The sequence below is a fragment of the Priestia filamentosa genome (assembly GCF_900177535.1).
Lineage (GTDB): Bacteria > Bacillota > Bacilli > Bacillales > Bacillaceae_H > Bacillus_I > Bacillus_I filamentosa.
On sequence record NZ_FXAJ01000001.1, the window covers coordinates 621,624 to 639,296 of the forward strand.

A 17,673-nucleotide genomic window follows, 5' to 3' on the forward strand; every position below is an offset into this window, starting at 1 on the left:
TAGTCAGAGGTGTGCTACATTGTCAACTAAAAAAACAACGCCAGATTTCATTTTAATTGTATTAACTCTTTCATTGCTTACAATTGGACTCATTATGGTGTACAGTGCAAGTGCTGTATGGGCTTCGTACAAGTTTGATGATTCGTTCTTTTTTGCTAAAAGACAGCTATTGTTTGCAGGGCTTGGGGTATGTGCCATGTTTGTTATTATGAACATTGATTACTGGACATGGCGGAAATGGTCAAAATCCCTTATTATCATTTGCTTTGTGCTTCTTGTACTTGTTCTCGTTCCTGGAGTAGGGATGACACGAAACGGCTCTACAAGCTGGATTGGCGTTGGAGCTTTTTCCATTCAGCCTTCAGAGTTCATGAAGCTTGCGATGATTGCGTTTCTTTCCAAATATCTAGCAGATAATCAAAAGAAGATCACTTCTTTTAAGAAAGGACTAATGCCTTCTCTTGGGCTTGTCTTTCTAGCATTTGGCATCATCATGCTTCAGCCTGACTTAGGTACTGGCACAGTAATGGTTGGAACATGTATTGTGATGATTTTTGTGGCAGGAGCCCGAATTAGTCATTTCGCTTATTTAGGACTTGTTGGGGTAGCAGGCTTTGTTGCTCTTGTTGCCTCTGCACCGTATCGTATTAAGCGAATTACGTCTTTCCTTGATCCTTGGGAAGATCCGCTAGGAAGTGGATTTCAGGTTATCCAATCACTCTACGCCATCGGTCCAGGCGGCTTGCTTGGGATGGGACTTGGCCAAAGTCGACAAAAGTTCTTTTACTTGCCAGAACCTCAAACAGATTTCATTTTTGCTATCTTAGCAGAAGAGCTTGGTTTCATTGGAGGCTCAATTGTGCTCATTCTGTTTGCTCTCCTTCTATGGAGAGGAGTAAGGATAGCGCTTGGAGCTCCTGACCTGTACGGTAGTTTTCTAGCTATTGGGGTTATTTCAATGGTTGCTATACAAGTAATGATTAATATTGGAGTTGTGACAAATTTAATCCCTGTCACAGGGATTACGCTACCGTTTTTAAGTTATGGAGGATCTTCCTTAACACTTATGCTAGCAGCTGTTGGAGTGCTGCTAAACGTTAGTCGACATTCTCGTTACTAAAAAAGAACTGCTACAATTGTAGCAGTTCTTTTTTTCTATCTCTTATTATTTTTGGTAAAATAGTTAGGAATGTCTCTATAATAGAAATTTCATGCAATAATAGAAGAGAAAATGTTTAAAAAACGTAAATTTCATATCATCTATGTAATATAATTTTATGGTATGATTTAAAAAGTTGTGCAGATGAGGTGAAAGATATGAAAGTAATCGTAAGTGGAGGCGGAACGGGTGGACATATTTACCCGGCTTTAGCCCTTATTAGAGAAATTCAAAAACAAGAAACTAATACAGAAGTCTTATATATAGGCTCAGAAAAAGGACTTGAAAGCGATATTGTGAAAAGAGCAGGTATTCCTTTTCGAGCAATTGAAATTTCAGGGTTTAAGAGAAAGCTATCTTTTGATAACGTAAAAACAGTAGCCCGCTTTTTAAAGGGTGTATCTAAAAGTAAAAAGTATATTAAAGAATTTAAACCAGATGTTGTAATTGGAACAGGAGGATACGTGTGTGGTCCTGTTGTTTATGCTGCTTCAAAGCTTGGGGTGCCAACGGTTATTCACGAACAAAACAGCGTTCCAGGTTTAACAAATAAGTTTTTAAGCAAATATGTAGATAAAGTAGCTGTATGCTTTGAACAGGCAGAAGCTTTTTTCCCTAGTGAAAAAGTGGTTATGACAGGAAATCCCCGTGCTTCTGAAGTACTTAATCAAGACGGGGTAAAAGGAAAAAATGATGTTGGGCTTAGCTTAAATAAGAAAAGTGTACTTATTGTGGGAGGAAGCCGAGGAGCTCGCCCGATTAATGATGCCCTGTTAAGCGTTATAAAGGAAGCGGGTCAAAAACCGTATGAGTTTTTATATGTGACAGGTGATGTGCACTATGAGCGAGTTGTGAAGCAGCTTGAAGAAGCGGGAGCGCAAGGAAATGTTGTTGTTAAGCCTTTCTTACATAACATGCCAGAAGTCCTTTCTGGTGTTGATTTGATTGTAGCGAGAGCAGGAGCAACAACTCTTTCAGAAATTACCGCGTTAGGGCTTCCGAGCATTTTAGTCCCAAGTCCGTATGTAACAAATAACCATCAGGAAAAAAATGCACGTGCACTAAGCGACAATGATGCAGCAACGCTTTGCTTAGAAGCTGATTTAACAGGCGAACGCTTGCTTGAGTCCATTGATGAAATTTTACTTAATGAGCAAAAGCTGAAAGATATGAGAGCTGCATCGAAAAAGTTAGGTATGCCAAATGCAGCAACCGTTCTTTATGAGCTTTTGAAGAACTTGACAAAATAACTTTTGTCACCTTTAATAAAATGGTCAAAATCACTATTAGGTCAATACCCACATATAATAAAGTGGACGTATATAGCTAGATAAACGTAGGAGGATTCTATGGAACGGTTAGCGCAAGAACTAAAAGAAAATAATGTAGGAAAAGTGCTTCAGCATGAGCCTCTCGCACATCACACAACGCTTAAAATTGGCGGCCCTGCGGAGCTCTTTATTGAGCCAAATAGCGTTCAAGGTCTTGAGAAAGCAATGACTCTTATTAAGAAACATAACATTCCATGGCGAGCAATTGGTCGCGGCTCTAACTTGCTTGTATCTGATGAAGGAATTAAAGGAGCAGTTATTAAGCTTGGTCGAGATATTAGCGATCTTACAGTTGAGGAAACAAAGGTAAAAGTCGGAGGAGGATACTCCATTGTCGCACTTGCAACACAGCTAAGCCGTAAAGGGCTTACAGGGCTCGAGTTTGCTGCGGGAATTCCAGGTTCTGTGGGCGGCGCTGTCTACATGAATGCAGGAGCCCACGGTTCTGATATGTCCAAGATACTGGAAAAAGCGCTTGTTTTATTTGAAGATGGAACAATTGAATGGTTAACAAACGATGAACTTCAGTTTTCATACCGCCACTCTATTCTTCAAAACGAACGTCCTGGTATTTGTATCGAGGCTGTATTATCTCTTGAAGAAGGAAATCGCGAGGCAATTGTTGAAAAAATTCAAAAGAACAAAGACTATCGTAAAGAAACGCAGCCATGGAATTTTCCCTGTGCAGGAAGTATTTTCAGAAATCCGCTTCCAAACTATGCAGGAGAGCTCATTGAAAAGAATGGCTTAAAAGGATATGAAATCGGTGGAGCAAAAGTAAGTGACCTTCATGCGAACTTTATTGTGAATACAGGAAGTGCAACAGCACAGGATGTTGTGGATCTTATCACGTATATTCAAAAGACAATAAAAGAAAAAGAAGGCATTGAAATGCACACAGAAGTTGAAATTGTGAGCTAAATCATTTACCGTAACAAAAGGAATAAAGACATGAGAAAAGCTGTTTGAAAGTGTGAAAGAAAGGGAAAGTGAGTAATTGGCTTTCCCTTATATCGCAAATTAGAGGGATGCAACTTTTTAATTCTTTTGATCACTTGAAGAAAGTGGTCTTTTTCCTTGCTCTAATAAAGGAACAAAACACAATCCTTTTCTTACACGTACGAAGAATCGATTGCGAGAATATCGTTTTTAGGCGTGCTGTATGTGCTATAATGTTAGTAATATGTACAGGCTCTTGCTTGTATGACTAAGCTATATAGGGTGAATGAACATGGATAAACGCAAAGTAGTAAATTTGGAAGATCGTTTACCTAAGCTAAAGGAACAAAGAAAATCAAGAGCTAATCGGAGACTTATTATATATATGTCCGTTTTTTTTATCCTGATCTTGTTTATTCTTTACACACAGTCGTCGCTTAGTAACGTGGCTAAGATTAACGTCGAAGGAAACGAGTACACATCCAAAAAAGAAATTATTAAAGCGAGCGATTTATCAACACATACGAGCTTTTTTAGCGTTGATTCAGATGATGTTAGCAAAAAAATTAAAGAAAATACGCAAATTAAGAGTGCTTCTATTGAGAAGGCTTTTCCTAACAAAATCAATATTCATGTGAAAGAGTATGATCGTGTTGCTTACGTAGCTGATGACGGGAAATTCATCCCTATCTTAGAAAACGGAGAGATCTTAAAATCTAATCAAGGGGAAGATACCCATGGGGATGCACCGCTCTTAGTAGGTTGGAATAATGGCGAACGTTTGGAAGAAATGATCAAAGAACTGATTAAGATTCCAGACAGCATTGCGCATTCAATTTCAGAAATTGAGTATACTCCAACAGATGTAAACAAAATGTTTATCACGCTTTATATGAATGATGGTTTTGAAGTAACGGCAAATATTGAAGATTTATCAAAGAAAATTTTAGCTTATCCACAAATCGTTAGTGAGTTAGGACCAGAAGCGGCAGGAGTCATTGATTTTGAAGTATATGACGGACTTTACGACCCATACTTTAAAGACGATAAAAAAGAAGATGAAGCAGAAGAAGCCCAGTAGGAAAAGTGAAACCTTTTAAAGGGAGTATCGTTCTATAATTAGCTCGTTATAACTACTGTTTCTAAGGGAACAAAATAAGTGAAGAGATCTGGGAAAATGCGGTAGATTTATTTTTCGGTGTTTTTTACTCTTTCTTTGTTTTATAATACCCAATTGGGCGTAAGTTACACTTTTCTAGCCGTTCATATTAGTGTAGACTAATATTTAATAGGTTTACGAATCTTTTACACTTATTTAATAGTAAATTCTTGTTATGATCTAACTCTATTAAAAATAACGGTTATTTAAACAAAAAAGATAAAAAAATTCAATTCACAAAAGGGAAAAAGAGCTATATGTTGAATAGTTTCATATGATAAATATAATTGTTGTTCTCCTAAAAAAGTAGGATTGAAGTGTTAAGGGAGGTGCCAGAGAATGAACAGCAATGAGATTTTCGTAAGTCTTGACATCGGTACATCCAGTGTGAAAGTAATCATCGGTGAAATGAGTGATGATTCACTAAATATCATTGGTGTTGGAAACGTGGAATCTAGTGGACTTAATAAAGGGTCGATTGTTGATATAGATGAAACCGTTCATTCGATAAAGAAGGCTGTCCAACAAGCAGAGCGTATGGTAGGTATGGAGATTCATCGCGTTGTTGTTGGCGTTAGCGGAAACCATGTAAGATTACAAGATTGTCACGGAGTTGTAGCTGTTTCAAGCGAGAATCGGGAAATTATGAATAGCGATATTGCACGTGTTATTGACGCAGCGCAAGTTATGTCTATTCCTCCTGACCGTGAAATTATCGATGTTATTCCAAGACAGTTCATTGTAGACGGACTAGAGGGGATTACAGATCCTAGAGGAATGCTAGGCGTCCGTCTTGAGATGGAAGGCACGATTATTACGGGATCGAAGACCGTGTTACATAACTTTTTACGCTGTGTAGAGAGAGCAGGACTTGAGATTACGGATATTTGCTTGCAACCACTAGCAGCAGGTTCAATTGCTCTTTCTCGGGATGAAAAAAATCTTGGTGTCGCAATGATTGATATGGGAGGCGGATCAACAACCGTTTCTGTTTTCAGCAAAGGACATTTACAAGCTACAGGAATTATTCCAATTGGTGGGGAACATATCACAAAAGACCTTTCAATTGGTCTTAGAACTTCAACAGAAGATGCAGAAAAAATTAAGCGTGCTCACGGCCATGGATTTTATGATCATGCATCAGAAGAAGAAGTATTCAGTGTACCGATTATTGGAAGTGATCAACATCAGCAGTTCAACCAACTAGAAATCGCTGACATTATCGAAGCGAGACTAGAGGAAATCTTTGATATGGTTGTCCAGGAAGTAAACAATTTAGGATTCAAAGATGTTCCAGGAGGATATGTACTAACAGGTGGTGTCGCTTCTATGCCGGGAGTTCTTGAACTGGCAGAAGTGGTACTTGAAAACAATGTAAGACTTGCAATGCCTGATTACATTGGAGTAAGAGAACCACATTTTACAACAGGTGTTGGCCTAATAAAGTTCGCTTATAAAAATGCAAAAATTCAAGGACGGGATATTAGTACACCTATTCAAGAAGAAATGGTTGAGGAAGAAATAATGGTTCCTCAACAGCCAAAACCAAAACCAAACGCAAAAATAAACTCAAACCCAAACTCAAATTCAAAGCAGAAGCCGAAAAATGAAAAGAACTTATCAAATCGGATGAAACGATTTTTCGGATATTTCTTTGATTAAAAGCAACGTAATTTCTAGAATTAGGAGGAACTTAAGATGTTGGAATTTGATACAAATGTGGATCAATTAGCAACAATAAAGGTTATCGGTGTAGGTGGCGGCGGTAACAACGCTGTAAACCGCATGATTGAACACGGTGTACAAGGTGTAGAATTTATTGCTGTTAACACAGATTCTCAAGCCTTAAATCTATCAAAAGCAGAAGTAAAAATGCAAATCGGTGCAAAGTTAACGAGAGGATTAGGAGCTGGAGCTAATCCTGAAGTTGGTAAAAAAGCAGCGGAAGAAAGTAAAGAGCAAATTCAAGAAGCGTTAAGAGGCGCTGATATGGTATTTGTTACAGCTGGTATGGGTGGTGGAACAGGAACGGGTGCTGCTCCTGTTATCGCTCAAATCGCAAAAGAAGAAGGTGCTTTAACAGTTGGTGTTGTAACACGTCCATTTACGTTTGAAGGAAAAAAACGTGCAACACAAGCTGCAGGCGGTATTCAATCAATGAAAGAAGCGGTAGATACGCTAATTGTTATTCCAAATGACCGTCTTCTTGAAATCGTTGATAAAAACACGCCAATGCTTGAAGCATTCCGTGAAGCAGATAACGTACTTCGTCAAGGTGTACAAGGTATCTCGGATTTAATCGCTGTTCCTGGTCTTATCAACTTAGACTTTGCAGACGTAAAAACAATTATGTCTAACAGAGGATCTGCTTTAATGGGTATTGGAATTGCAACAGGAGAAAATCGTGCAGCGGAAGCAGCGAAAAAAGCGATTTCAAGTCCGCTTCTTGAAACATCTATTGATGGAGCGCAAGGGGTTCTTATGAATATTACAGGTGGGACAAACTTAAGCCTTTATGAAGTTCAAGAATCCGCTGATATTGTTGCTTCTGCATCAGATCAAGAAGTAAACATGATTTTCGGATCGGTTATCAATGAAAGCTTAAAAGATGAGATTGTTGTTACAGTTATTGCGACAGGGTTTGATGATTCAAATCTTACAAAAGCAGCACAGCAATCACGTCCACCACTATCTCAAAAATATGAGCGTGAACAGCCGAAGCGTGAGCCTTTAAAACGCGAGCCTGCGCCAAAGCGTGAAGAACAGCCAACTTCTCAACAAGAGTATAGCCGTCCTTCTTCACAGCCATCTCAATCTGATGATGCGCTAGATATTCCGACATTCTTACGAAACCGTAACCGTCGTCGTTAAGCATAATAAAAAAATCCCGAGAGGAAATCCTCTCGGGATTTTTTTATTTGAGAAGAAAACAAAATGAGCAAAAAAACGTCAAAATTACTTCTTTCTCTCATCATGAACTGACAGACTTTGGTGGGACAGTGTTTTATACTAATTCATAACAAAAGAAGAATAAGAGGGAGGAGTGGAACAGAGTTGGCCATTTATCTTGATTTAATATGGCTGCTAAACTTTCTATTTGATGCGCTACTTCTGCTGCTTTGTGCGGTTCTTTTAAAGAGGTCTTTTAAATGGTGGAGACTGCTTCTTGGAGCTTTTATTGGATCATTGATTGTCATTCTTTTATTTACAGATGCAGCTCCTTTTGCAGAACACTATGGGGGAAAACTCACTTTTTCGGTTGTAATGGTCCTTGTTGCTTTTGGTTTTGTTCGCCTCCGCTACTTGATTGAGAGTTTATTAACATTCTATTTTGCTACTTTTACGGTTGGAGGAGGATTGATGGGTCTTCACTTTATGTTCTCAGACACGCTTATTTTCCAAGCTGCTGCAGCTCCTCATTCAGCAAGTTTTGGAGATCCTGTGAGTTGGGTTTTTATTGTTCTCACATTCCCTGTTCTTTTTTATTTTTCCAAAAAGAGAGTAGAAGGATTGCAAACGAGAAAAGTGCTTTATGATGAATTGATTCCAGTGACAATTCATATTAATGGACAAAGAGTAGAGGCAAAAGGGCTGATTGACAGCGGAAATCAGCTTACAGAACCGTTGACAAAAACGCCTGTTATGATTGCTGTAAAAGAGCTAATGAGTGAAATCGTCCCTTCAAAGCTTCTTGAGTTAACATCAAGTCTTGATGAAGATCATCTTTATGATGAACTACCTGTAGAATGGACAAACCGTATTCGCTTTGTTCCGTACAGAAGTGTTGGTAGTTCGAGTCAGCTGTTGTTAGCTTTAAAGCCTGACTTTGTAACCTTTCAATATCAAGATGAAGAAATGAAAGTAAAACGAGTTCTCGTTGGCATAAGTCCTGTCGAGCTTTCACCTGAAAAAGCGTATGAATGTATTGTTCATCCAAAAATGATTGTTGTATCAAACGTTTCTTAATTTGAGAGAAGAAAGGGGCAAAAAAATGGCTACATATAAAATTCGCTTGCGATTATGGTGGTACAAACTCTTAATTAAGCTTGGTTTAAAAACAGATGAAGTCTACTATATAGGGGGAAGTGAAGCACTACCGCCTCCACTTTCTAAGGAAGAAGAAGCTGTTTTACTTACAAAGCTTCCGAATGGAGATGAAGCAGCCCGTTCGATTCTTATTGAGCGTAACTTGCGACTTGTTGTGTATATCGCTCGTAAATTTGAAAACACAGGGATAAATATTGAAGACTTAATAAGCATTGGGACAATCGGCCTTATTAAAGCAGTTAACACATTTAATCCAGAAAAGAAAATTAAGCTTGCCACATATGCTTCACGCTGTATTGAAAACGAAATTCTTATGTATTTGCGACGTAATAATAAGCTTCGTTCAGAAGTATCGTTTGACGAACCATTAAATATTGATTGGGACGGTAATGAACTTCTTCTCTCTGATATTTTAGGAACAGAAGACGATATTATTACAAAGGATTTGGAAGCAACCGTTGATCGGAAACTGCTTTTAAAAGCTCTTCATCAATTAACAGATCGAGAGAAACAAATTATGGAACTTCGCTTTGGTTTAAGAGGAGATGAAGAAAAAACCCAAAAAGATGTTGCTGATATGCTGGGGATTTCACAGTCCTATATTTCAAGACTTGAGAAGCGAATAATTAAAAGGTTGCAAAAAGAATTTAATAAAATGGTGTAGCGAGAGGGAATTAAGCCTTCTCGCTTTTCTTTTAATATTTCGAAATTTAGAAATAAAAACAGTGGAATGTATATATAATGCCCTTTTGTTCCTTGTTCTCATTTTTCGTACCATCCCTACGTGCATATTTTTTCCTTTCAAGGAGATACTGAATTTTGAACATCATCTCCTGATAGGAGGGTCACCATTGGCAAGAAACAAAGTAGAAATATGCGGCGTTGATACTGCAAAACTACCTGTACTAAAAAATGAAGAAATGCGCAAGCTTTTTAAAAGCATGCAAAGCGGTGATACTAGCGCTAGAGAAACGCTTGTAAACGGAAATTTGCGCCTTGTGCTAAGCGTCATTCAACGGTTTAACAATCGTGGTGAATATGTCGACGATTTGTTTCAAGTTGGATGCATCGGTCTCATGAAATCTATTGATAATTTTGATCTTAGCCAAAACGTTAAGTTTTCCACATATGCCGTACCGATGATTATCGGGGAGATTCGTCGCTACTTGCGCGATAACAATCCGATACGGGTTTCAAGATCACTGCGTGATATTGCGTATAAAGCGTTGCAAGTGAGAGAGAAAATCATTGGTGAAACTTCTAAAGAACCAACAGCAGAAGAAATTGCAAAAGTGCTCGATGTTTCACATGAAGAAATTGTTTTTGCCCTTGACGCGATTCAAGATCCTGTCTCGCTATTTGAGCCAATTTATAACGATGGGGGCGACCCAATCTATGTAATGGATCAACTTAGTGATGACCGTAACAAAGATACAAGCTGGATTGAAGAAATTGCCCTTAAAGAAGGAATGAGAAGATTAAACGAGCGTGAAAAATTGATTTTGCGCAAGCGGTTTTTTCAAGGGAAAACTCAAATGGAAGTTGCTGAGGAAATTGGGATCTCGCAAGCTCAAGTTTCAAGGCTCGAAAAAGCAGCTATTAAACAAATGAACAAAAATATTCAGAACTAAGTGCAAAAAAAGCGGTTAAGACTAGTCTTAACCGCTTTTTTTATCGGATTAACTTCTGTTTTTACAACGCGTCCCATATATATAGTAAAAAGGGTATAAAGGGGAGAAAGAGATGATCCGAATCTCAGAATTTCAGACAAAAGACGTTGTGAACGTATCAGATGGAAAGCGGTTAGGGAACATTGGGGATGTGGATATTGACGTTTCAACAGGGAAAATCTATTCGATTATTATTCAAGGTTCAAATCGAATGTTAAGTATGTTTACAAAAGAAGAGGAAATTGTTATTCCATGGCGAAGTATAGTAAAAATTGGCTCAGATGTTATTTTAGTTCGCTATAAAAAAGCCTCTGAATTTCCTAGTGAATAGAGCGCACTTTTTAGTCAACAGATGATAACAAACTGTGTTACAATGAGAAAAAGCTATGCTTATAATAAGGGGAAGTGTGGATTGATAATAAATGGAACCGTTTGTAAAAAGTAAGAAAGAAACCCTTTTATCGTTAGAGCCGTGGGAAAGTAAGTATGCCAACTTAACGGCTGGATTTACAACAAAAAAGGGTGGAGTAAGTTCTCCCCCTTATGAGAGCTTAAATCTTGGTCTACATGTGAATGATAGTGCAAAAGACGTTGTTAAAAATCGTCATATTGTAGCAGAACAATTGTCATTTCCACTCGAAAGCTGGGTATGTGCAGAACAAGTTCACGGCACAACTATTCAGAAAGTAACGATGAATGATAAAGGTAAAGGAACACAAAGCTACAGTGACGGCATCGCAAAGTGTGATGGTATTTATACAAAAGATCCATCTGTTTTACTTTCGCTTTGTTTCGCAGACTGTGTGCCGCTATATTTTATAGCTCCGAATTACCACTGTATTGGTCTTGCTCATGCAGGATGGCGTGGTACAGTTGGAAACATTGCAGGAGAGATGATTTCCGCTTTTAAAAGTGAAGGAATACGAGAGAGTGAGATTTTTGTTACTATCGGACCATCAATTGGCGAATGTTGCTATATTGTAAATGATGAAGTTATTGATTTAGTAAAAACGGTGCTAGATGATAGGTCAGGAAGTGCGTATAATGAAGTTGAAAAAGGTCAGTATACGCTGAACTTGCAAAAAGTGAACAAGCATTTGCTTTTACAAGCAGGAATTGCAGAAGAAAATATTCTTCTTTCCTCACGCTGTACAAGCTGTGAAAGTGAAACATTTTTTTCACATCGCCGTGATGAAGGAAAAACAGGAAGAATGTTTAGTTTTATTGGATATAAGGAGAGTGTCAACCTGTGAACGTTGCACAAAATGCCGCACATATACATAGCAAAATAAAGGCAGCGTGTGAGCGCGCTAACCGTAACATTGACGAAGTAAAACTCGTTGCTGTGACAAAGTATGTTTCAAAAGAAACAGCTCAAAAAGCGTTAGACGCTGGCGTGGTTCATTTAGGAGAAAACCGCAATGAAGGATTTCTAGACAAATATGAAACGCTTGGTGAAGAAGCTGTTTGGCACTTTATTGGTTCCCTGCAGACGCGTAAAGTGAAAGATGTTATTGATAAAATCGACTATCTTCACTCTTTGGATCGTTTGTCTCTTGCAAAAGAAATAGAGAAACGAGCGGAACACCCTGTAAAATGTTTTATTCAAGTCAATGTATCGAATGAGGAAACAAAGCACGGTTTAAAAAAAGAAGAGGTTATTCCATTCGTGCAAAAGCTGTCAGACTTTCAGAAAATTGAAGTGATAGGCCTCATGACAATGGCTCCGCACATTGAAGATCAAGAGAAGCTAAGACACTACTTTTATGAACTTCGACTGTTAAAAGAAAAAATTACAGCTCTAAATCTTCCATCCGCACCTTGCACAGAGTTATCAATGGGCATGAGCAATGACTATGAGATAGCTGTTGAAGAAGGCGCAACTTTTGTTCGTATCGGAACCTCGCTTGTTGGAAAAGAATTTTAAGAAGGAGAGGTAGAACAATGGGAATGAAAAGTAAGTTCAAAAACTTTTTTGCTCTTGAAGAAGATGAATATGTAGAGGAAGAATATGAGCAAAGAAGATATGAGGAAGAACCAAGGGAGCAAGAGCCAAGAGAGATGAAACAGCAAACGCAAAACCAAAATCAAAATGTTATCAGTCTTCAAAGCGTACAAAAATCTTCAAAAGTGGTGCTTTTTGAGCCACGAATGTATGCGGAAGCACAGGATATTACAGATCATTTAAAAAACCGAAAAGCAGTTGTAGTAAATTTGCAGCGCATTTCCCGCGATCAAGGCGTGCGCATTGTAGACTTTTTAAGTGGAACAGTTTATGCATTAGGCGGAGATATTCAAAAAGTAGGAACGAATATTTTCCTATGTACACCAGACAACGTTGACGTTACAGGAGCCATTAGTGACGTAGGTGAAGAACAAGTAACCAATAATAAGAGGTGGTAGCTCTGTTAATATTAAATATTTTAGATAATGTGATTCAAATCTACACATGGGCCTTAATCATTTATGTATTAATGTCATGGGTTCCTAATTTGAGAGAAAATGCTGTTGGTCAGTTTTTAGGGCGCATTTGTGAGCCATATTTGGAAGTGTTTAGACGTATCATTCCACCGCTTGGAATGATCGATATTTCACCAATTGTAGCGTTTTTCGTTCTAAATTTGGCTCGCATTGGATTGCACCAAGTGTTTATGATGTTTTTATAAATTTTAAAGCAAGCAGAGTGGTATAATGACAGAACTTTATCAGCATTTCAGAAAAGAAGAGCACGAGTTCGTTGACGCTGTGTTAGAGTGGCAAGGGCAAGTATTAAATCAATATAGCCCAAAGCTCACAGACTTTTTAGATCCCCGTGAACAGGATATTGTGCATACAATTATCGGAAGTGAAGGGGACGTAAAAGTTTCTTTTTTTGGTGGCTATGAAGGGGCAGAAAGAAAGCGTGCGCTTTTATTTCCAAGCTATTATGAGCCAAGTGAAGAAGACTATGAGCTTGAACTTTTTGAAGTCAAGTACGCGTCAAAGTTTGTCACACTAGAGCATCGACACGTACTTGGCACTCTAATGTCTGTTGGACTTAGACGTTCAAAGTATGGAGATATTATTGCTGGAGAAGAGCGGATTCAGTTTATTGTAGCTCGGGAGATGTCTTCCTTTGTGAAAATGAACATTTCAAAAATGGGAAAAACGTCTGTATCGTTACAAACCAAACCGCTAAACAGCGTAATGGACAACAAAGAAGAATTAGAACTGAAAGAAACGACGGTTTCATCACTTCGTCTTGATGCTGTTCTCTCTTCCATCCACAACATATCTCGGCAAAAAGTTCAAACTCTTATTAATGGTGGACATGCTAAAGTGAACTGGAAAACGCTTGAACAACCTTCTTTTGAATGTAATGAAGGAGATACTCTTTCTTTAAAAGGGCATGGACGAGCTCGTGTTGTTAGCATTAACGGAAAGACAAAGAAAGAAAAATGGCGAATAACGGTTGGTAAACTAAAATAATTGTTAAATAAGGCAGGAATGTGATGTAAAATGTTGAATATGACAATGTGTAGTTTAGATAGCCTTATTTGGTAACAGCGAAAACGCTGTAGTGAAATATACAAATTTAACTATGAACTTAATTGATGGAGGTGGCTCTTGTGCCTTTAACACCTTTAGATATTCACAATAAAGAATTCAACAGAGGATTTCGTGGATATGATGAAGATGAAGTAAACGAATTTTTAGATCAAATTATTAAAGACTATGAGCAAGTTATTCGAGAGAAAAAAGAAATTGAAGAACGAGTTCATGAACTAACAGAAAAGCTTGGTCATTTTACAAACATTGAAGAAACGCTAAACAAATCAATTTTAATTGCGCAGGAAACAGCAGAAGACGTTAAACGCAATGCTCAAAAAGAAGGAAAGCTTATCATTAAAGAAGCAGAGAAAAATGCGGATCGTATTATTAATGAGTCTCTTGCTAAATCTCGCAAAATTATGCTTGATATTGAAGAACTGAAAAAGCAATCAAAAGTATATCGTACAAGATTCCGTATGCTTATTGAAGCACAGCTTGAGATGTTGGATAATGATGACTGGGATCATATGATGGATTATCAAATGGTTGCAGCTGGTGAGGATGTTGACGGAGAGAAAGGCGAATAACGCCCTTTCTTATGAAGAAATCTTGACATCTCAAGGAGAATTATCATATAATACTCAATAAAATGCTCGATTACCCTACAGACGAAGAAAGGGACAGTAATTTCTTTTCAATTATGATCAAGCGAGTCAGGGATGGTGCAAGCCTGATATCAAAAAAGAAATGAACATCACCCTGGAGTTCCATGTTGAACTTATAGTAAACAATGGCGTTTCATTCGCGTTAAGAATGTGAAAGAGGATGAGCTGACTTTTTTCTATCGTCAACGAATCAATTAGGGTGGTACCGCGGGAAACCTTCTCGCCCCTTCATGGGGATGAGTTGGTTTCTTTTTTTATGCCGTAACGAGCGTTTATAGGAAATGACTAGAAGGTGGAGGTAAGGAAATGGAATATAAACAAACGCTTTTAATGCCGAAAACAGAGTTTCCAATGCGTGGTAATCTTCCAAAGCGAGAGCCGGAAATGCAGAAGAAATGGGAAGAAATGAGTATTTACGAAAAAGTACAGGAACGCACAAAAGGTCGTCCGTTCTTCGTTTTACATGATGGACCTCCATATGCAAACGGAGATATTCATATGGGGCATGCGTTAAATAAAGTATTAAAAGACTTTATTGTACGTTATAAATCAATGGCTGGTTTCCACGCTCCATACGTACCTGGTTGGGATACGCACGGTTTACCTATTGAGACAGCTTTAACGAAAAAAGGTGTAAAGCGTAAAGAGATGAGCATTGCTGAGTTCCGCAAGCTTTGTGAAGAATACGCTTGGCAGCAAATTGATGGACAGCGCGAACAATTTAAAGCACTTGGGGTTCGCGGTGATTGGGAAAATCCATATGTAACGCTTGAGCCGCAGTATGAAGCACAGCAAATTCGTGTTTTTGGGGAAATGGCGAAAAAAGGCTACATTTATAAAGGTCTTAAACCTGTATACTGGTCTCCTTCAAGTGAATCAGCACTAGCAGAAGCAGAAATCGAATATCAAGACAAACGTTCACCATCTATCTATGTCGCTTTTGATGTAAAAGACGGAAAAGGCGTTCTAACAGATGAGAAGTTTGTCATCTGGACAACAACTCCTTGGACAATGCCAGCTAACCTTGGAATTTCGGTTCACCCAGCGCTTGAGTACAGCATTGTTGAAGCAAACGGGAGCAAATATGTTATTGCTTCAGACCTTGTTGAATCGTTTACAAAAGAAGTAGAGTGGGATGAGTACAAAGTTGTTCGCACTCTAAAAGGAACAGAGCTTGAAAACATCACTGCTTCACATCCGCTATACGGCCGTGATTCCCTAATCATGTTAGGTGAGCACGTTACAACTGATGCTGGTACTGGATGCGTTCATACAGCACCAGGACACGGGGAAGATGACTTTATCGTAAGTCAAAAATACGGACTTGAAGTACTATGCCCTGTTGATGCAAAAGGGGTTATGACAGAAGAAGCAGGCGAGTTTGCTGGATTATTCTATGATAAAGCGAACAAACCAATTGTTGATAAACTTGAAGAAGTTGGAGCACTCGTAAAATTATCGTTCATTACTCACTCATATCCGCATGACTGGCGTACGAAGAAACCAACAATCTTTAGAGCAACGGCACAATGGTTTGCATCAATTAAAGACTTCCGCAGCGAATTACTAGATGCAATTAAAGAAACAGAATGGACGCCAAAATGGGGAGAAACTCGTCTTCATAACATGGTACGTGACCGTGGTGACTGGTGTATTTCTCGTCAGCGTGCATGGGGTGTTCCAATTCCTGTGTTCTACGCAGAAAACGGCGACTCTATTATTACAGATGAAACAATTGAACACGTATCAAGCTTATTTAGAGAACATGGTTCAAATGTATGGTTTGAACGTACTGCAAAAGAACTTCTGCCAGAAGGATTTACACACCCAGGAAGCCCGAACGGTGAATTTACAAAAGAACAAGATATTATGGACGTTTGGTTTGACTCAGGTTCATCACATCAAGCTGTTCTTGAAGAAAGAGAAGACCTTGTGCGTCCAGCAGACCTTTACTTAGAAGGCTCTGACCAGTATCGCGGTTGGTTCAACTCATCTCTTTCAACAGCTGTTGCTGTAACAGGAAAAGCTCCATATAAAGGCGTATTAAGCCACGGATTTGCTCTAGATGGTCAAGGACGTAAAATGAGTAAATCAATCGGAAACGTTGTTGTACCTGCAAAAGTCATGAAGCAGCTTGGAGCAGATATTCTCCGCCTATGGGTTGCATCTGTTGACTATCAAGCAGACGTGCGCGTTTCAGATGAAATTTTAAAACAAGTTGCTGAAGTATATCGTAAAATCCGCAATACGTTCCGCTTCCTTTTAGGAAACTTAGCAGACTTTAACCCAAGTGAACATCGCGTTGAGATGGAAAACTTGCGTGAAGTTGATCGCTACATGATGGCTAAATTAAATGAGCTCATCAAAAACGTAAAAGCAGGCTACGATAATTATGAATTTGCTTCTGTTTACCAAGCTGTTCATAACTTCTGCACAATTGATATGAGCTCATTCTACCTAGATTTTGCAAAAGATATTCTTTATATTGAAGAAGAAAGCAGCCATGATCGTCGTGCAATTCAAACCGTTCTGTATGATTCTCTTGTTGCCCTAACAAAACTTGTATCTCCAATTTTAGCTCATACAGCTGACGAAGTGTGGGCACATATCCCAGCGGTGGAAGAAGAAAGCGTACAGCTAACAGATATGCCAGAAGAGTTTGTTGTACAAGGTGCAGAGGAGCTTTTAACAAAATGGAGCAGTTTCTTAACGCTTCGTGATGATGTGTTAAAAGCACTTGAAGTAGCTCGTAATGAAAAAGTGATTGGTAAATCATTAACAGCTAAAGTAACACTATATCCAAGTGAAACAACAAAAGAGCTTCTTTCTTCTATTAAAGAAGACTTGAAACAAATTTTCATCGTTTCAGATCTTGAGATTGCTGGGAATAAAGACGAAGCTCCTGAAAATGCAGCTCGTTTTGATGAAGTAGCAATCACAGTAGAAAAAGCCGAAGGTGAAACATGCGAACGCTGCTGGACAGTGACAAAAGAGGTTGGAGAAAACAAGAATCATCCAACACTTTGCACACGCTGCGCAAGCATTGTAGGCAATATGGAAATTAAAGAAGCATAATGTTAAAAAACCTCCGTTTCTATGCGGAGGTTTTTTTATGGATAAAAGGCTTTTTTTACTGTCTTTAAGGAAAAAGTTGTGTTGCACATTTTACGTC

General features: G+C 38.5%; 17 protein-coding genes and 1 other annotated feature. All 17 genes read left to right on the forward strand.

Annotation, left to right across the window (positions count from 1 at the left end; genetic code table 11):
• Window positions 1–19 precede the first annotated feature (19 nt).
• The 17 genes from spoVE (at window position 20) to ileS (ending at window position 17,576) form a co-directional block, all read left to right on the forward strand.
• The gene (spoVE, locus tag B9N79_RS03350) at window positions 20–1,120 is read left to right on the forward strand and encodes a stage V sporulation protein E (RefSeq protein ID WP_040056699.1); all 1,101 of its coding nucleotides are present in this window, start codon (window positions 20–22) and stop codon (window positions 1,118–1,120) included.
• Between the two features lie 197 nt (window positions 1,121–1,317).
• Window positions 1,318–2,409, forward strand: coding sequence for an undecaprenyldiphospho-muramoylpentapeptide beta-N-acetylglucosaminyltransferase (gene murG, locus B9N79_RS03355; RefSeq protein WP_048896869.1), 1,092 nt, complete (start codon window positions 1,318–1,320; stop codon window positions 2,407–2,409).
• Window positions 2,410–2,508: 99 nt separating this feature from the next.
• Window positions 2,509–3,411, forward strand: coding sequence for a UDP-N-acetylmuramate dehydrogenase (murB, locus tag B9N79_RS03360; protein ID WP_019391729.1), 903 nt, complete (start codon window positions 2,509–2,511; stop codon window positions 3,409–3,411).
• A gap of 310 nt (window positions 3,412–3,721) precedes the next feature.
• Window positions 3,722–4,510, forward strand: coding sequence for a cell division protein FtsQ/DivIB (locus B9N79_RS03365; protein ID WP_048896868.1), 789 nt, complete (start codon window positions 3,722–3,724; stop codon window positions 4,508–4,510).
• Window positions 4,511–4,927: 417 nt separating this feature from the next.
• A complete protein-coding gene (ftsA, locus tag B9N79_RS03370; protein ID WP_040056696.1) occupies window positions 4,928–6,250 on the forward strand; it encodes a cell division protein FtsA in 1,323 nt (440 codons plus the stop codon).
• Window positions 6,251–6,286: 36 nt separating this feature from the next.
• Entirely contained in the window at window positions 6,287–7,459 is a 1,173-nt protein-coding gene (gene ftsZ / locus B9N79_RS03375; RefSeq protein ID WP_019391732.1) for a cell division protein FtsZ, read from the forward strand.
• A gap of 183 nt (window positions 7,460–7,642) precedes the next feature.
• The gene (gene spoIIGA, locus B9N79_RS03380) at window positions 7,643–8,554 is read left to right on the forward strand and encodes a sigma-E processing peptidase SpoIIGA (RefSeq protein WP_040056695.1); all 912 of its coding nucleotides are present in this window, start codon (window positions 7,643–7,645) and stop codon (window positions 8,552–8,554) included.
• 25 nt (window positions 8,555–8,579) lie between these two features.
• On the forward strand, window positions 8,580–9,299 hold the full coding sequence (gene sigE / locus B9N79_RS03385; protein WP_019391734.1) for an RNA polymerase sporulation sigma factor SigE: 720 nt from the start codon (window positions 8,580–8,582) through the stop codon (window positions 9,297–9,299).
• Window positions 9,300–9,444: 145 nt separating this feature from the next.
• On the forward strand, window positions 9,445–10,266 hold the full coding sequence (gene sigG / locus B9N79_RS03390) for an RNA polymerase sporulation sigma factor SigG (protein ID WP_372450208.1): 822 nt from the start codon (window positions 9,445–9,447) through the stop codon (window positions 10,264–10,266).
• 112 nt (window positions 10,267–10,378) lie between these two features.
• Window positions 10,379–10,636 carry a YlmC/YmxH family sporulation protein gene (locus tag B9N79_RS03395; protein ID WP_019391736.1) on the forward strand — a complete coding sequence of 86 codons (258 nt, stop codon included), beginning with the start codon at window positions 10,379–10,381 and terminating at the stop codon, window positions 10,634–10,636.
• A gap of 91 nt (window positions 10,637–10,727) precedes the next feature.
• A complete protein-coding gene (gene pgeF, locus B9N79_RS03400) occupies window positions 10,728–11,558 on the forward strand; it encodes a peptidoglycan editing factor PgeF (RefSeq protein WP_019391737.1) in 831 nt (276 codons plus the stop codon).
• Window positions 11,555–12,232, forward strand: a complete 678-nt coding sequence (locus tag B9N79_RS03405) for a YggS family pyridoxal phosphate-dependent enzyme (protein ID WP_040056694.1) — start codon at window positions 11,555–11,557, stop codon at window positions 12,230–12,232. The genes pgeF and B9N79_RS03405 overlap by 4 nt, the downstream gene beginning before the upstream one ends.
• Window positions 12,233–12,249: 17 nt before the next feature.
• Window positions 12,250–12,708: a cell division protein SepF gene (locus B9N79_RS03410; RefSeq protein ID WP_019391739.1), complete on the forward strand. Its 459-nt coding sequence runs from the start codon at window positions 12,250–12,252 to the stop codon at window positions 12,706–12,708.
• A gap of 2 nt (window positions 12,709–12,710) precedes the next feature.
• The gene (locus B9N79_RS03415) at window positions 12,711–12,971 is read left to right on the forward strand and encodes a YggT family protein (RefSeq protein WP_040057042.1); all 261 of its coding nucleotides are present in this window, start codon (window positions 12,711–12,713) and stop codon (window positions 12,969–12,971) included.
• Window positions 12,972–12,996: 25 nt separating this feature from the next.
• Window positions 12,997–13,773: a YlmH family RNA-binding protein gene (locus B9N79_RS03420; protein ID WP_019391741.1), complete on the forward strand. Its 777-nt coding sequence runs from the start codon at window positions 12,997–12,999 to the stop codon at window positions 13,771–13,773.
• A 140-nt stretch (window positions 13,774–13,913) separates the two neighbouring features.
• Window positions 13,914–14,423: a DivIVA domain-containing protein gene (locus B9N79_RS03425; protein ID WP_019391742.1), complete on the forward strand. Its 510-nt coding sequence runs from the start codon at window positions 13,914–13,916 to the stop codon at window positions 14,421–14,423.
• A 75-nt stretch (window positions 14,424–14,498) separates the two neighbouring features.
• Window positions 14,499–14,732 (forward strand) — a binding site (T-box leader).
• Window positions 14,733–14,807: 75 nt separating this feature from the next.
• Complete coding sequence (gene ileS / locus B9N79_RS03430) at window positions 14,808–17,576, forward strand: isoleucine--tRNA ligase (protein ID WP_046217811.1); 2,769 nt, start codon at window positions 14,808–14,810, stop codon at window positions 17,574–17,576.
• Window positions 17,577–17,673 lie beyond the last annotated feature (97 nt).

Bases quoted from the DNA above. Each gene is read 5' to 3' on its own strand.
- ftsA (WP_040056696.1), top strand. From the start codon at position 4,928: ATGAACAGCAATGAGATTTTCGTAAGTCTTGACATCGGTACATCCAGT.
- B9N79_RS03410 (WP_019391739.1), top strand. From the start codon at position 12,250: ATGGGAATGAAAAGTAAGTTCAAAAACTTTTTTGCTCTTGAAGAAGAT.
- murB (WP_019391729.1), top strand. From the start codon at position 2,509: ATGGAACGGTTAGCGCAAGAACTAAAAGAAAATAATGTAGGAAAAGTG.
- pgeF (WP_019391737.1), top strand. From the start codon at position 10,728: ATGGAACCGTTTGTAAAAAGTAAGAAAGAAACCCTTTTATCGTTAGAG.
- ileS (WP_046217811.1), top strand. From the start codon at position 14,808: ATGGAATATAAACAAACGCTTTTAATGCCGAAAACAGAGTTTCCAATG.
- B9N79_RS03420 (WP_019391741.1), top strand. From the start codon at position 12,997: ATGACAGAACTTTATCAGCATTTCAGAAAAGAAGAGCACGAGTTCGTT.
- ftsZ (WP_019391732.1), top strand. From the start codon at position 6,287: ATGTTGGAATTTGATACAAATGTGGATCAATTAGCAACAATAAAGGTT.
- B9N79_RS03395 (WP_019391736.1), top strand. From the start codon at position 10,379: ATGATCCGAATCTCAGAATTTCAGACAAAAGACGTTGTGAACGTATCA.
- sigE (WP_019391734.1), top strand. From the start codon at position 8,580: ATGGCTACATATAAAATTCGCTTGCGATTATGGTGGTACAAACTCTTA.
- murG (WP_048896869.1), top strand. From the start codon at position 1,318: ATGAAAGTAATCGTAAGTGGAGGCGGAACGGGTGGACATATTTACCCG.
- B9N79_RS03365 (WP_048896868.1), top strand. From the start codon at position 3,722: ATGGATAAACGCAAAGTAGTAAATTTGGAAGATCGTTTACCTAAGCTA.